Source organism: Stenotrophomonas sp. PE591, from assembly GCF_018320795.1.
Lineage (GTDB): Bacteria > Pseudomonadota > Gammaproteobacteria > Xanthomonadales > Xanthomonadaceae > Stenotrophomonas > Stenotrophomonas maltophilia.
Window position 1 is genome coordinate 626,460 of sequence record NZ_JAAOKO010000002.1, and the last position, 15,391, is coordinate 641,850.

At 65.6% G+C, this 15,391-nt stretch carries 9 protein-coding genes; 3 read left to right on the top strand and 6 right to left on the bottom strand.

The genetic code is table 11. The features are described from left to right. Positions 1–17: 17 nt before the first annotated feature. Positions 18–1,109 carry a homocysteine S-methyltransferase family protein gene (locus JLDANKMP_RS08150; protein ID WP_212560884.1) on the bottom strand — a complete coding sequence of 364 codons (1,092 nt, stop codon included), beginning with the start codon at positions 1,107–1,109 and terminating at the stop codon, positions 18–20. Positions 1,110–1,122: 13 nt separating this feature from the next. Next, a complete protein-coding gene (locus JLDANKMP_RS08155) occupies positions 1,123–2,052 on the bottom strand; it encodes a metalloregulator ArsR/SmtB family transcription factor (RefSeq protein ID WP_005410251.1) in 930 nt (309 codons plus the stop codon). Between the two features lie 153 nt (positions 2,053–2,205). Here JLDANKMP_RS08155 and JLDANKMP_RS08160 point away from each other — a divergent pair, with 153 nt between their 5' ends. After that, positions 2,206–3,354, top strand: a complete 1,149-nt coding sequence (locus JLDANKMP_RS08160; RefSeq protein ID WP_212560885.1) for an acyl-CoA dehydrogenase family protein — start codon at positions 2,206–2,208, stop codon at positions 3,352–3,354. Between the two features lie 45 nt (positions 3,355–3,399). Here JLDANKMP_RS08160 and JLDANKMP_RS08165 read toward each other — a convergent pair whose 3' ends face one another. Next, positions 3,400–4,317, bottom strand: a complete 918-nt coding sequence (locus tag JLDANKMP_RS08165) for a hypothetical protein (protein ID WP_099473779.1) — start codon at positions 4,315–4,317, stop codon at positions 3,400–3,402. Positions 4,318–4,594: 277 nt separating this feature from the next. Between JLDANKMP_RS08165 and JLDANKMP_RS08170 the strand changes: the two genes are divergently transcribed. After that, positions 4,595–4,888, top strand: a complete 294-nt coding sequence (locus JLDANKMP_RS08170; protein ID WP_033833585.1) for a hypothetical protein — start codon at positions 4,595–4,597, stop codon at positions 4,886–4,888. Between the two features lie 152 nt (positions 4,889–5,040). Here the strand turns inward: JLDANKMP_RS08170 and JLDANKMP_RS08175 are convergent, their stop codons facing one another. From JLDANKMP_RS08175 to JLDANKMP_RS08185, 3 genes are read right to left on the bottom strand one after another with little or no spacing between them, the layout of a single operon-like run. After that, positions 5,041–8,214 carry a multidrug efflux RND transporter permease subunit gene (locus JLDANKMP_RS08175; protein ID WP_005413921.1) on the bottom strand — a complete coding sequence of 1,058 codons (3,174 nt, stop codon included), beginning with the start codon at positions 8,212–8,214 and terminating at the stop codon, positions 5,041–5,043. A gap of 15 nt (positions 8,215–8,229) precedes the next feature. Continuing rightward, positions 8,230–9,498, bottom strand: a complete 1,269-nt coding sequence (locus JLDANKMP_RS08180; RefSeq protein WP_212560886.1) for an efflux RND transporter periplasmic adaptor subunit — start codon at positions 9,496–9,498, stop codon at positions 8,230–8,232. Continuing rightward, on the bottom strand, positions 9,498–10,154 hold the full coding sequence (locus JLDANKMP_RS08185) for a TetR/AcrR family transcriptional regulator (protein ID WP_005410245.1): 657 nt from the start codon (positions 10,152–10,154) through the stop codon (positions 9,498–9,500). Before JLDANKMP_RS08185 ends, JLDANKMP_RS08180 begins: the two co-directional genes overlap by 1 nt. Before the next feature lie 250 nt (positions 10,155–10,404). Here JLDANKMP_RS08185 and JLDANKMP_RS08190 point away from each other — a divergent pair, with 250 nt between their 5' ends. Beyond that, positions 10,405–15,381: an NAD-glutamate dehydrogenase domain-containing protein gene (locus tag JLDANKMP_RS08190; RefSeq protein ID WP_212560887.1), complete on the top strand. Its 4,977-nt coding sequence runs from the start codon at positions 10,405–10,407 to the stop codon at positions 15,379–15,381. Positions 15,382–15,391 lie beyond the last annotated feature (10 nt).

Genomic DNA, 15,391 nt, shown 5'->3' on the forward strand with positions numbered 1-15,391 from the left:
AACGGTGGCGGCGACATTCATGCGGCCTGCTCCCGGGTGCCGGGCAGTGCGCGCGGCGGCAGCCCGGCCACAGCCGCGGCAATGGCGCGGATATGGTCGGGCGTGGAGCCGCAGCAGCCGCCGACCAGGTTCAGCAGGCCATCTTCGGCGAAGCCTCGCAGGGTGTTGGCCATGTCCTCCGGCGTCTCGTCGTACTCGCCGAAGGCATTGGGCAGACCGGCATTGGGGTGTGCGCTGACGTAGCAGTCGGCGACCTGTGCAAGGGTTTCCACGTGCGGTCGCATCGCATCGGCGCCCAGCGCGCAGTTCAGCCCGATCGACAGCGGCCGTGCATGCGCCAGCGAGGCATGGAAGGCTTCCGCAGTCTGCCCGGACAGGGTGCGACCGGAAGCGTCGGTGATGGTGCCGGAGATCATCACCGGCAACCGCGCGCCGCGCGCATCGAACGCTTCCTCCAGCGCATACAGCGCGGCCTTGGCGTTGAGCGTGTCGAAGATGGTCTCGACCATGATGGTGTCGGCGCCGCCGTCGATCAGGCCCTCGATGGCTTCGCGGTAGGTGTCGCGCAGTTCGTCGAAGCTGGTGTTGCGGAAGCCCGGATCGTTCACGTCCGGGCTGATCGAGGCGGTGCGGCTGGTCGGGCCGATCACCCCGATCACGAAGCGCGGCTTCCCCGGGGTGGTTGCGGCCACGGCGTCACAACAGGTGCGCGCGGCCGCAGCGCCGGCCTTGTTCAACTCGTACACCAGGTGTTCGAGGTGGTAGTCGGCCTGGCTGACCGAGGTTGCATTGAAGGTGTTGGTCTCGACCAGGTCCGCGCCCGCTTCCAGGTAGGCGGTGTGGATGTCTGCGACGATCTGCGGCCGGGTCAGCAGCAGCAGATCGTTGTTGCCCTTCAGGTCATGGCCTTCCGGTGCCGCGTGGTCGCAGCCCGGGCCATGTGCATGGTCGTAACCGCCGGCGAAGCGTTCGCCACGGTAATCGTCTTCCTGCAGGCCGTGGCGCTGGATCATCGTGCCCATCGCACCGTCGATGATCAGGATCCGCTCGCGCAGGGCGTCGAGCAGGGCGTTGGCACGCTCAGGATGCAACCAGGGCAGGGCAGGCATGGCGTTCTCGGGCTCAGGGTTTGTGGGCGATCAGCGAAATCACTTCGAAGTGCGGCGGACGCTTCTCGCGGGTGACCGTCTCCAGGCTGGATACCTGCAGGCCGGCCTTGTCGACGAACCTGCGCAGCTCCTTGTCGCTGAAGCCGAGGTTGACGTGGCCGTAGGCTTCCACCGCGGCCTTGTGTTCGTGGCGGGCCAGGCTGCACAGCAGCAGGCGCCCGCCCGGGCGCAGCACGCGCGCGCCTTCGGTCACCGCCTGCGCCGGCTTGCTGGCGTAGGTCAGCGCGTGCATCAGCACTACCAGATCGAAACTGTTGTCCTTGAAGGGCAGCGCATGCATGTCGCCCTCGCGCACTTCCACGTTGGGCAGACGGCGCAGGCGCTCGCTGGCGGCGGCGACCACGCGCGCGCTGGTGTCGATGCAGATGTAGCGCTTGGCATGCGGGGCCACCAGTTCGGCCAGCACGCCGTCACCGGAGGCGATGTCCAGCACGTCGCCGGTCTCCAGCAGCGGCAGCGCGGTGCGGGCGAGGGCTTCCCAGGTGCGCCCCGGGGAGTAGTGGCGTTCCATGTCGCCGGCCACGCTGTCGGCCCAGTTCTGGTCGGAGGCGCGGTGGGCCAGCACGGCAGCGACGCGTTCAGCGTCCTGGCGCAGCAGCGGGTCATCGCTTCCGTTGCTCAAGGCATGCCACAATGCACGCTGCGCCGGGTCCAGCTGGGCCTCGTCGAAGCGGTAATAGGCCGATACGCCGGCACGGCGGTCGCGGACCAGGCCGGCTTCCTTCAGGCGCGCCAGGTGGGTGGACACGCGTGGCTGTGCCAGCCGGGTGATCGCCGACAGTTCGGCCACGGTCAGTTCCTCCTGCTCCAGCAGCGCCAGCAGGCGCACGCGGGTCGCATCGGCGAACACCTTCAGGCGGGTCGACCAGTCTTCAAGATCCATAAATATCTACCTATCGCGATATAGAGATATAGTCGCTGAAAGGGCCCGTCGCGGTCAAGTCGCCAGCGTACGGGAACAGCCGGGCCCCGGTACAATCGGGGCACCTGGGCGCGCCGTATGTAGCCCATAACTTCATGTACCCGGGAGGGTGTTGTGGATTTCAGCTTTACCGAAGAGCAGTTGATGCTGCAGGACGTTGCGCGGCGCATCGCGCAGGAGAAGATCGCCCCGAGCGCGGAGCACCATGACCGTACCGGCGAGTTCCCGCTCGACAACATCCGCCTGCTGGGCGAGAACGGCCTGATGGGCATCGAAGTGCCGACCGAATACGGTGGCGCGGGCATGGACCCGGTTGCGTACGTGCTGGCGATGGTGGAGGTCGCCGCCGCCGACGCAGCCCATTCGACCATCATGTCGGTCAACAACTCGCTGTTCTGCAACGGCATCCTCACCCACGGTACCGAGCAGCAGAAGCGGACCTACGTGCGTGCCATCGCCGAGGGCGAGGCCATTGGCGCGTTCGCGCTGACCGAGCCGCAGTCCGGCTCCGATGCCACCGCCATGCGCTGCCGCGCGGTGAAGCAGGCCGACGGCACCTTCGTCATCAACGGCAAGAAGAGCTGGATCACCTCCGGCCCGGTGGCCAGGTACATCGTGCTGTTCGCGATGAGCGAGCCGGACAAGGGCGCGCGCGGCATCACCGCCTTCCTCATCGATACCGACAAGGCGGGCTTCGGTCGCGGCAAGACCGAGCCGAAGCTGGGCATCCGCGCTTCGGCCACCTGCGAGATCGAGTTCAACGATTACGTGGCGCAGGCCGAAGACGTGCTGGGCCAGGAAGGCGAGGGCTTCAAGATCGCCATGAGCGTGCTCGATGCTGGCCGCATCGGCATCGCCTCGCAGGCCATCGGGATCGCCCGCGCCGCCTATGAGGCGACCCTGGAATACGTGAAGGAGCGCAAGGCCTTCGGCGCGGCCATCGGCACCTTCCAGATGACCCAGGCCAAGATCGCCGACATGAAGTGCAAGCTGGACGCAGCGCTGCTGCTGACCCTGCGTGCCGCGTGGGTGAAGGGCCAGGGCAAGCGTTTCAGCACCGAAGCAGCGGTGGCCAAACTGACCGCTTCGGAAGCAGCGATGTGGATCACCCACCAGGCGGTGCAGATCCACGGCGGCATGGGGTACTCGAAGGAGATGCCGCTGGAGCGTTACTTCCGTGATGCCAAGATCACCGAGATCTACGAGGGCACCTCGGAGATCCAGCGCCTGGTGATCGCGCGCAACGAGACCGGGTTGCGCTGATGGACGCGACGGGGCGGCGATTGCCGCCCCGTTTCCCTTGTGCGATCAACGTGGCAATCGGCAAACGATATCCGTTCCGTTCCATTCACAGACGATCTGCAGCGACTCAGGTGGAGCACCGGGGAACATGTTCACCCCATAGAGGCGACCGGAGTCGATCCATCGATCCAGATCGTCCCGGCTGTTGAAGTTGTAGGTGCCGGCGAAGTGTTGGGCCAGGCCGGGGCTGGTTGCCGCGCCGTCGGGAATCATGTTGCCATTGGCGTCCTTGCTCTGGCCTTGCACGTATCTGGCGGTGTCCACTGACGAAGAGACGATGACCAGCGTAGTCTTCGAGCCATCGCGCCAGGTGATCCTGTAGATTGCACCGTCGATTCCGAGGGCCTTGCTGACGAAGCTCAGGCCGATCGAGGACAGGAATATCGCCATGCTGTTCCAGGCCCTCGACGATGTCGTGGCGCCAGTGAATGCCTTGCCCATGGCGCTCTCCAGCCTGAATCGCTCGGTTGCCATCTGCACGACATCGTAGGCGTTGAGGTTCTTGTGCTCTTCCGGGAAGCCTATGCCGTTGGCGTATTGCGGGTCATCAGGATGAACCTCGTACTGGACTCCTCTTCCGGCCCACTGCCGCGGCGCGAACTGTACGGTTGGCACGTTGTTGTCGAGCATCCCCATGATCCGATTGAAGGATGCGTTGATTGGCCCGGGAATCTGCGCCCTGGTGGCGCGATAGCGACGCAGCTCGCGATCGTATTCCACATCGAAACCATGGAGCCGGCGCTGCTGGAAGTCGGCGACGATGGTGGGCCCCGTGCCCGAGGACAGCGCCAGCGCGCGTGGATCGCGACAGTTGTCGCAGACGAGAACGCCTGCCGCATGTGCGTCCTGGACGCTGCTGGCCGCGAAGAGCGCACCAAGCAGAAGGGCGGGGCGGCTGAAGCGTCGTAGTGGTGCTCTTTCCATGAACTGTCTCCTGGGCGGCATCGGATCGATTGCCGCGGAGGTATCTGGATAGCAACGATCCGGGCGTGCCGCACTACTGCGCGCCCAGGAATCCAAAGCGGGAGCCTTATGCGAAACCGGTAGACGCCTTGAGCGCCTCGTTGTCGGCGCAGCAGTGGAAGGGACTTTTCAGTACAGGCCGTATGCGACCGGTCTCCGGGCAGTCGACATGCCAACGGTCCATTGGCATTCCCGCTCCTTGGTCGCAGAATGCTCCACCATTCATGGACGCCACCACATGCTCATCTATCGAGGCGCAGGGCTGCTGACCCTGCTCACACCGATCGCTGCCGTGCTGCTCATCCTCATCCTGTTCCCGGATCCAGCGGTAGGTCGCGGCAATACTTCACTCAGTCAGGTCCTGCTGGCGTTCGGCCTTGGCTCGGCAATCAACACGGTGCTGGGTTTCGTGCTCAATCGAAAGCCGCGTGCACCTGGGCAGCATGCTCCGCATCACTTCTTCTTCCTGCCGATGCAATGGCCTGCACTGGCGATTGTGGCGGCATGCGTGGTGATCGCAGTGTTGCGCTGAGACGCTGCCCGGACAGCGCCCACCAAGGTTGGCGACTACCGGGTATGCGTCGCTCCGGTAGATGCCAACCTGGGGCGGCATGGATCCAGAAGCGGCAACAAAAAAGGCCCCGGATCGCTCCGGGGCCTTTCTCCTTTCAGTTCACCGCTGGATCAACGATCCGGACGGTGTGCTGCATCCGCGTCGCGCTGGCGTTCCATGAACTCCTTGGACGGTTCATCCAGCTTGTCGCCCAGCATGCGGCGCACGACCACGAAGAACACCGGGATCATCAACAGGCCGAGCAGGGTGGCGAACAGCATGCCGCCGATCACGCCGGTACCGATGGCGTGGCGGGAGTTGGCGCCCGCGCCGGTGGAGATCGCCATCGGGATCACGCCCATGATGAACGCGAACGAGGTCATCAGGATCGGGCGGAAACGCAGGCGGGCCGCTTCGATGGTGGCATCGCGCAGGTTCTTGCCGGCGGCGCGCTGCTCCACCGCGAACTCCACGATCAGGATCGCGTTCTTCGCCGCAAGGCCGATCACGGTGATCAGGCCGATCTTGAAGAACAGATCGTTTGGCAGGCCGCGCAGCATCGACAGGCCGAGGGCACCGAGCACACCCAGCGGCACCACCAGCAGCACCGCCACCGGGATCGACCAGCTCTCATACAGCGCGGCCAGGCACAGGAACACCACTACGATCGACAGCACCAGCAGCAGCGTCGCCGCGTTGCCAGCCAGGATTTCCTGGTAGGACATGCCCGACCAGTCGTAGCCGAAGCCGGCCGGCAGATCGTCGTTGACGATGCTCTCCATGGTCTGCATCGCCTCGCCCGAGCTGGTACCCGGGGCCTGCGAGCCGACGATGTTGATCGCCGAGTAGCCGTTGTAGCGGCTCAGCGACGGCGGTGCCGACACCCATTCGGACTTGACCACCGTGTTCAGCGGGATCATCGAATTGGTGCCATCGGCGTTCTTGGTCAGGCTGGAGGGGCTGTAGAAGCTCTTCAGCGACTCCTGGCCGGTGCGGTACGGACCATCGGCCTGCATGGTCACGCGCTTGATGCGGCCTTCGTAGAAGAAGTCGTTGACGTACACCGGGGCCAGCATCAGCTGGATGGTGCTGTACACGTCCGACACCGACATGCCCATCGATTGCGCCTGCACGCGGTCCACATGCAGCTGCAGCTGCGGCGCGTTTTCCAGGCCGTTCGGGCGCACGCCGACCAGGTGGTCCGGCTTCTGCGCGGCCTGGCCGAGCAGGATGTTGCGGGCCTGCGTCAGCTGCTCGTAACCGGCACCACTGCGGTCCTGCAGCCACATGTCGAAGCCGCCGAACTGGCCAAGGCCCTGCACGGTGGGCAGGTTGACCACGAAGATCTGCGCTTCCTTGATGCCGTAGAACGCGCCGTTCATGTTCTGGATGAACTCGGGTGCGGTGAACTTGCGTTCTTCCCACGGCTTCAGGCGGATGAAGCCCATGCCCACGTTCTCGCCGGAGCCGACGAAGCTGAAGCCGGCCACCTGCAGCATGCCTTCATAGCCATCCTGCTTTTCCAGGATGCCACGCATCTGTGCGAACACTTCGTTGGTCTGGCCCTTGGTCGAGCCCGGCGGCAGCTGCACGATCGCCAGCGCATAGCCCTGGTCTTCTTCCGGCAGGAAGCTGCCCGGCATGCGGGTGAACAGGAAGCCGCACAGTGCGGTGAGCACCACGAACAGGATCATCCAGCGCGGCGCATGGCGCACCGCCGAGGTGATGTGGCCGACATAGGTGTGGCTGATCTTGTCGTAGTACTTGTTGAAGGTGCGGTAGACGATGTTCGGATTGTCGTTGTGCGTCGGCTTCAGGAAGGTCGCGCACAGCGCCGGGGTGAAGCCCAGCGCCAGGAACGCCGAGAACGCCATCGAAATGGCGATGGTCAGGGCGAACTGCTTGTAGATCTCACCGGCGGCGCCGCCCTGCAGGGCGGACGGGATGAACACCGCAGCCAGCACGACGGTGATCGCCACCACCGCGCCGGTGATCTGGGTCATCGCCTTCTGCGTGGCCGGCTTCGGCGCCAGGCCTTCCTCGGTCATGATGCGTTCGACGTTCTCGATCACCACGATCGCGTCATCGACCACGATGCCGATCGCCAGCACCATCGCGAACAGGGTCAGCTGGTTGATCGTGAAGCCGATCATCCACATGCCCAGGAAGGTACCGAGCAGCGCCACCGGGATGACCAGGGTCGGGATCAGCGTGGCGCGGAAGTTCTGCAGGAAGATCAGCATCACCAGGAACACCAGGAACACTGCTTCAAACAGCGTCTTGACCACTTCCTGGATCGAGATCTTGACGAAGGTGGTGCTGTCGTACGGCGAGAACCAGGTCACGCCGGCCGGGAAGCTGGGCTGCAGCTCGTCCATCTTGGCGCGCACCGCCTCGGCCACGTTCAGGGCGTTGGCGCCCGGCAGCAGCTGGATGGCGAAGGCACCGGTCGGCTTGCCGTTGTACTGGGTGTCGAAACCGTAGTTGTTGGCACCGAAGGCAACGCGGGCGATGTCCTTCAACAGCACCCGCGAGCCGTCAGCGTTGGCGCGCAGGATGATGTTCTCGAACTCCTGCGGCGAACTGAAGCGGCCTTCGGCCGAGACCGTGGCGGTGAAGTGCTGGCCTTCCGGCGACGGATCCGAGCCAAGCGCACCGGCGGCGAACTGCACGTTCTGCGCGCGCACCGCAGCCAGCACCTGGCTGGCCGACAGGCCATAACCCTGCATCTTTTCCGGGTTCAGCCAGATGTTCATGGCGTACTCGGAACCGAACTGCTGGGTGCTGCCGACGCCGGGGATACGCGAGACCTGGTCGAGCACGCGCGAACCAACGATGTCGTTCAGCGCATCACGGTTGATGGTCGGGGTATCGGACTGCAGCGCCACCACCATCAGGAAGCCGGCGTTGGCCTTGGCCACCACCACGCCCTGCTGGGTCACTTCCGAAGGCAGTCGTGGCGTGGCCAGCGAGACCTTGTTCTGCACCTGCACCTGGGCGATGTCCGGATCGGTACCCGTCTCGAAGGTCAGGGTGATCTGCGCACGGCCGTTGGACGACGAGGAAGAGCTGAAGTACAGCAGGTGATCGATACCGGTCAGCTGCTGCTCGATCACCTGGGTGACCGATTTTTCCGTGGTGTCGGCACTGGCGCCCGGGTAGGTGGCCGAGACGGTGACCTGCGGTGGGGCGATGTTGGGATAGGACTCCACGCCCAGGTTGAGGATCGCGATCACGCCGCTGAGCGAGATCAGGATCGCCACCACCCAGGCGAAGACTGGATGTTCGATGAAAAATTTAGGCATGACGGAAGGTTCCCGTTACTGCTTGTTCAAATCGGTGGCGGCCGGCTTGGCCGCATCGGCCTGCTCGGGCTTGGCCGCGTCGGCCGGTGCCTTGCCAGCAGCCGGTGCGGTGCCCGCCGGAGCGGCGCCGCCCGCGGCCGGCTTGCCGTTGGCGTCCTGCCCCGGGGTCCACGGCTTGGCCACCGCCGGTGCACCTTCCTTGACCTTCTGCACGCCGGCCACGATCACCTTGTCGCCGGCGGCCAGGCCGTCGCTGACCAGCCAGTTGCCGTTCTGCGCGCCATCGGTCTTCACGTTCTTGCGCGCGACCTTGCCGTCGGCGCCGACCACCATCACGTAGCCGCCGGTGGTGTCGCGCAGCAGGGCCTGCTGCGGTACCAGGAAGGCATTGTTGCGTTCGCCCAGGTTGGCCTGGAAGCTGACGAAGGCGCCCGGCAGCAGGATCTGCTGCGGGTTCGGCAGCAACGCGCGCAACGACACCGCACCGGTGGCCGGGTCGACCGTGGTCGAGGAGAAGTCCAGGGTGCCCGGCTCGCTGTAGGTGCTGCCATCGGCCAGCTTGACGTTCACCGTGGCCTTGCCGTCGCCCGACAGCGCCAGCGCGCCCTTGGCCTGTTGCGCGCGCAGCTGGGTCAGCTCGTCCACGCTCAGCGAGAAGTTCACGTACAGCGGGTCGAGCTGGTCGACGGTGGTCAGCAGGGTCACATCGCCCTGGCCGACCAGCGCGCCTTCGGTGACCTGCTGCTTGTTGGCCACGCCGCTGATCGGTGCGGTTACTTCGGTGTAGCCCAGGCTGATGCGCGAGGAAGTCACCGCTGCTTCGGCCTGCTTGACCGCCGCCAGCGCGGTACGCTCGGCCGATTCAGCGTTGTCCAGGTCGGACTTGGAGACGAACTGCTGCGGCGCCAGCGAACGTGCACGGTCGGCGGCCACCTTGGCGTTGGCGTAGGTCGCGCGGGCCGAGGCCAGCTGTGCTTCGGAGGCGTTGAGCGAGGCACGCAGCGGCGCTGGGTCGATCAGGAACAGGGTCTGGCCCTGCTTGACCTGCGAGCCTTCCTGGTAGACGCGCTTGAGCAGCACGCCCGGCACGCGCGCACGCACGTCGGCGCTGCGGAACGGCGACAGGCGACCGACCAGCTCGCGCTGCAGCGGCAGGGTCTGCGGCTTGGCGTCGATCACGCCCACCTCCGGCGGCGGGGGCGTCTGCTGTTCCGGCTTCTTGCAGGCAGCCAGCGCGACAGCAACGGCGCACGTCAAGGCAAGGGTGCGGAGTGGGGCGGTCATCAGGAGGAACTCCGGGGTTGGTTTGAAGACGGGGCCGGCGACGGCTGAGGCGCGAAGGCGCGCAGGAAGCTGTCGACGGAGAACTCTGCCCAGCGCCGACGCAGCCGCGCGTCATCACGATGGGGGGTATGGAAACGCTGTTTGTCGAAATCCTGACCGGCAATCATGCTCAGCAGCAGTTCGGCCATGAAGTGCGGGTCGTCATGCCGGAGCTGGCCACGCATGCAAACGGTTTCAATCCATTCAGCAAGATGAAGCGTCAGTGCGCCGGCTCCGTGCCGGTACAGCGTACGCGCCTCTTCGGGAAACTGGGCCGCGTCGGCGGCGATCAGCCGGCAGGCCTGGCCCACGTGCGGTTGGTTGAAGTGCTCCAGGAAGTCGGTGGCGAACTGGAGCAGGCTGGCACGCAGGTCGTCAGTGCGGAGTGCACGAACCATGGCGCCGGTAGCGTGGCCGACGTGGCGCTGCATCACCCGGCGCAGCAGTTCCTGCTTGCTGCCGTAGCGCGAGTACAGGGTCTGCTTGGAGCAGCCGGCGTGCTGGGCCACCGCCTCCATGCTCATCTGCATGCCCTGCTGGGCCAGCAGTTCGCGTACGGCGTCGAACACACGCTCATCGCGTGCATCGAGGGCAACGGGGAGGTAGGCCGGGTTCACGCGGTGGACTATACCGTCCAGTTCAGGATTGTGGAATCGCATCGGCGTCGCCGCGTGTGTCTTCCGGTAACACGTTTTGCCGATCCTGTCGCCAGTGCTGAAACAGGCGCCAGCACCATACCGGTGCGAACTGAATAGGCGTTTGAACCGCAGCAAACCCGAATCTGCTTATTCCGTCCTGCAGCAAGGCCTTTTCGCGCGGTAGGGCTACAATTTCATTTTCCCAACTGAGCAAGCGCATCGCTCTGCCATGAAACCGCAAAAAACCGCAGCCAAGACCGTGAAGAACAAGACGAAACCAGCAGAGTCGGAGGTCGCAGTGACCGCTGGTTTCTCCCTGGAGCCGGTGTACACGGCCTTGCGCAAGCGCTACCCCGCGGCCGCACAGGCCGAAGCTGTGGCCTTTGCTACTGACTTCTACAAGCGCATGGAGTCGGACGAGTTCCCGCACCACAGCGCTGAAGAGTGGGCCGCTCTCGCGGCTGAGACGCTGGAATTCGCGCGTGCCCGCAAGGCCGGCAAGGCCAACGTCCGCGTGTTCAATCCGACCGCGAAGGCCAACGGTTGGGAATCGCCGCACACCGTGCTGCAGATCGTCAACGATGACATGCCGTTCCTCGTGGATACGGTCACCATGTCGCTGGCCGAGCAGGGCGTGGGCGTCCACGTGCTGGGCCACCCGGTGCTGCGCTTCACCCGCGACAAGGCCGGCAAGCTGGTCAAGGTCGGCGAGGGTGATGCCGAGTCGGTGATGCTGCTGGAGATCGACCGCCAGCCGGCCGAAGCCATGGCCGCCATCGAACAGGCCATCAACAAGGCGCTGGACGAAGTACGCGCGATCGTGCGCGACTGGCAGCTGATGAAGGACAAGGCGTTGGCGCTGGCCGACGACCTGGGCAAGCGCCAGCTGCCAGTCGACGATGCATCGCGCAAGGAAGCACAGGAGTTCCTGCGCTGGGCCGCCGACAACCACTTCACCTTCTTCGGCTACCGCGAGTACCGCGTCGAGAAGCAGGGCAAGGAAGACGTACTGGCGCCGCTGAACGACACCGGCCTGGGCCTGATGCGCGGCAAGGACAAGTCCGCCGCCCGTCCGGTCAAGACCCTGGCCGCGCAGGGCCTGAACGCCACGGCCGGCCTGAAGGACGCGCTGATCCTGACCAAGACCAATGCCCGTTCGCGCGTGCACCGCGCCGGCTACATGGACTACATCGGCGTGCTGGAATTCGACGCCAAGGGCAAGATCATCGGCGAGCAGCGCTTCCTTGGCCTGTTCACCTCCAGCGCCTACAACCGTCGCCCGTGGGAAATCCCGCTGGTGCGCCAGCGCCACGAGCACGTGATGAAGCAGTCGGGCCTGGCCCCGGCCAGCCACAGTGGCAAGGCCCTGCGCCACATCCTGGAAACGCTGCCGCGCGAAGAACTGTTCCAGTCCAGCGAGGACGAACTGTTCCGCACCGCGATGGGCGTGCTGGGCCTGCAGGAACGCGTGCGCAGCCGCCTGTTCCTGCGCCGCGACAAGTACAGCCGTTTCATTTCCGCGCTGGTCTACCTGCCGCGCGAGCGCTTCAACACCGACGTGCGCCTGCGCATCGAGGCGATGCTGAAGGACGCGCTGCACGGTGAGTACGTGGATAGCTCGGTGGTGCTGGGCGAATCGCCGCTGGCCCAGGTGCACCTGATCGTGCGCCCGAAGCCGGGTGAAATGCTCGACGTTGATACCGCCGAACTGGAGCAGAAGCTGGCCCAGGTGCTGCGCAACTGGCAGGACGACCTGCGCGAAGCGCTGGTGGCCCGCCACGGCGAGACCGAAGGCCTGCGCATCGCCGCGCGTATCGGCAAGGCGCTGCCGGCCGGCTACATCGAAGACAACAGCACGGCTGTTGCTGCCAACGATGTCAGCCAGCTTGATGCCCTGACCGGCCCGGACGACCTGCGCCTGAGCCTGCAGGCCGTGCCGCGCGAAAGCGGTGATGGCCTGCGCCTGAAGCTGTATCGCCAGCTGGACGACATCCCGCTGTCGGACGCGCTGCCGATGATGGAAAACATGGGCCTGCGCGTGATCGCCGAGCGTCCGTACCGCCTGTCGGTCGACAACGCCCCGGTGTACGTGCAGGACTTCGAGGTCGAATCGACCGCCGGCGCGATCGATGCCGCCAGCGTCGATGAAGCCTTCGGCGAGACCTTTGCCCGCGTCTGGCACGGCGATGCCGAGAACGACGGCTTCAACCGCCTGGTGCTGGCTGCCGGCCTGCACTGGCGCCAGGTCGCCATGCTGCGTGGCTACTGCAAGTACCTGCTGCAGACCGGCGTGCCGTTCTCGCAGGCCTACGTGGAAGGCACCTTCGCGCGCTACCCGCTGCTGGCCCGACTGCTGGTCGAGCTGTTCGAAGCGCGCTTCGATCCGGCTACCGGCCACGAGAGCAAGGACGACATCGCCGCCGGCCAGGCCCAGCTGAAGGCCCACTTCGATGTGCTGGCTGCTGGCGACGACGCCACCCTGAAGGTGCTCAAGACCGTGGTCGACGCCCGCAAGGGTGACCGCGACGCGCAGATGCAGGCTGCGCGCGATGCGCTGCTGAAGCTGATGGACCGTGTGTCCAGCCTGGACGAGGACCGCATCCTGCGCTCGTTCATGGGCGTGATCGACGCGACCCTGCGCACCAGCTACTACCAGACCGATGCCAACGGCCAGCACGGCCATGTCATCAGCTTCAAGTTTGATTCGGCGCTGGTGCCGGACCTGCCGAAGCCGCGCCCGTACCGCGAGATCTTCGTCTACGGCCCGCGCGTGGAAGGTACCCACCTGCGCTTCGGCGCGGTCGCCCGTGGTGGCCTGCGCTGGTCGGACCGTCGCGAAGACTTCCGTACCGAAGTGCTGGGCCTGGTCAAGGCACAGATGGTCAAGAACACCGTGATCGTGCCGGTCGGCGCGAAGGGCGGCTTCTTCGCCAAGACCCCGCCGGTGAACGGCGACCGCGACGCGATCTTCGCCAACGGCGTGGCCTGCTACAAGCTGTTCATCCAGGGCCTGCTGGACATCACCGACAACATCGTCAACAACAAGATCGTGCCGCCGGTGGATGTCGTGCGCCACGACATGGACGATCCGTACCTGGTGGTGGCCGCCGACAAGGGCACCGCGACCTTCTCCGACATCGCCAATGGCCTGGCCATCGCGCACGGCTTCTGGATGGGCGATGCGTTCGCCTCCGGTGGTTCGGTTGGCTATGACCACAAGGGCATGGGCATCACCGCACGCGGTGCGTGGGAATCGGTCAAGCGCCACTTCCGTGCGCTGGGCCGTGACAGCCAGACCCAGGACTTCACTGCGGTCGGCGTCGGCGACATGTCTGGCGACGTGTTCGGCAACGGCATGCTGCTGTCGCGCCACATCCGCCTGGTCGCTGCCTTCGACCACCGCCACATCTTCCTGGACCCGAACCCGGATGCGGCCACCACGTTCGTCGAACGTGAGCGCCTGTTCACCGTGCCGCGTTCGAGCTGGGCGGACTACGACGCCAAGCTGATCAGCAAGGGCGGCGGCGTGTACCCGCGCAGCCTGAAGTCGATCGAGATCACCCCGCAGGTGCGTGAAGCGCTGGGCCTGGATGACAACGTCAAGGCGCTGTCGCCGAACGATCTGATGAGCGCGATCCTGAAGGCACCGGTCGACCTGCTGTGGAACGGCGGCATCGGTACCTACGTGAAGGCTGCCAGCGAGCAGCACAGCGATGTCGGCGACCGCGCCAACAACGCCCTGCGCGTGAACGGTGGCGAGCTGCGCTGCAAGGTGGTGGGCGAGGGCGGCAACCTGGGCATGACCCAGCTGGGCCGCATCGAAGCCGCCCAGGCCGGCGTGCTGCTCAACACCGACTTCATCGACAACTCGGCCGGTGTCGACACCTCCGACCACGAAGTCAACATCAAGATCCTGCTCAACGATGTGGTGCGGGCCAAGAAGCTGACCGTCGAGCAGCGCAACAAGCTGCTGGCCTCGATGACCGATGAAGTCGCCGAGCTGGTGCTCAATGACAACTACCGCCAGAACCAGGCGCTGAGCCTGATGGAGCGGATGGCGGTCAAGCGCCTGGGTTCCAAGCAGCACTTCATCCGTACCCTGGAACAGCAGGGCCTGCTGGATCGCCAGATCGAGTTCCTGCCGTCCGACGCCGAGCTGTCCCAGCGCAAGGCACGCGGCCAGGGCCTGACCCGCCCGGAACTGTCGGTGCTGCTGTCCTACTCGAAGCTGGTGGCGTTCGCCCAGCTGCTGGAATCGGACATCCCGGAAGATCCGTACCTGTCCAAGGAACTGCAGCGTTACTTCCCGACCCCGCTGCAGAAGAAGTACGCCGACGCGATGGAGCGTCACCGCCTGAAGCGCGAAATCATCGCCACGGCCGTGACCAACCAGACCATCAACCGCATGGGCGCCACCTTCCTGATGCGCATGCAGGAAGACACCGGCCGTTCCATCGCCGAGGTCGCCAAGGCCTACACCATCAGCCGCGAAACACTGGATGCACGCGCGCTGTGGGCGCAGATCGATGCACTCGACGGCAAGGTGCCGGAGTCGGTGCAGATCGACGCACTGGAAGTGATCTGGAAGCTGCAGCGTTCGTTCGTGCGTTGGCTGCTGTCGCGCCCGGGCGCGATGCCGGGCATCACCGAAGCGGTCAACCGCTACCAGGGTCCGTTCAACGACATCCGCGTTGCCTCGGGTGTGCTGCCGGATTCGCAGCGTCCGACCTACGAGGCCCTGGTGGCCGAGTGGAAGGAAAAGGGCCTGCCGTCCGCGCTGGCGCAGCAGCTGGCCGAACTGCACTTCCTGGAGCCGGCGTTCGACATCATCGAACTGGCCCGCACCCGCAAGCTGAAGCCGGTGGACGTGTCCAAGGTCCACTTCCGCCTGGGCGACGCCCTGCAGCTGCCGTGGCTGTTCGAGCAGGTCGATGCGCTGGAGGTCAACGGTCGTTGGCACGCCGTGGCACGTGGCGTGCTGCGTGACGAGCTGGCCGCCAACCACCGCAACCTGGCCGGCCAGGTGCTGGGCACCAAGGGCAGCAGCGCGGAGGCCAAGGTCGCAGCCTGGATGGGCCGCGACGACAACAGCCTGCGCTTCACCCTGGCGATGCTGGCCGAACTGGCCGAGCAGAAGACCCTGGACTACCCGACCGTTTCGGTCGCGGTGCAGCGCCTGGGCCAGCTGGCGGCACACGGCGCGTAAGTGAAGTAGT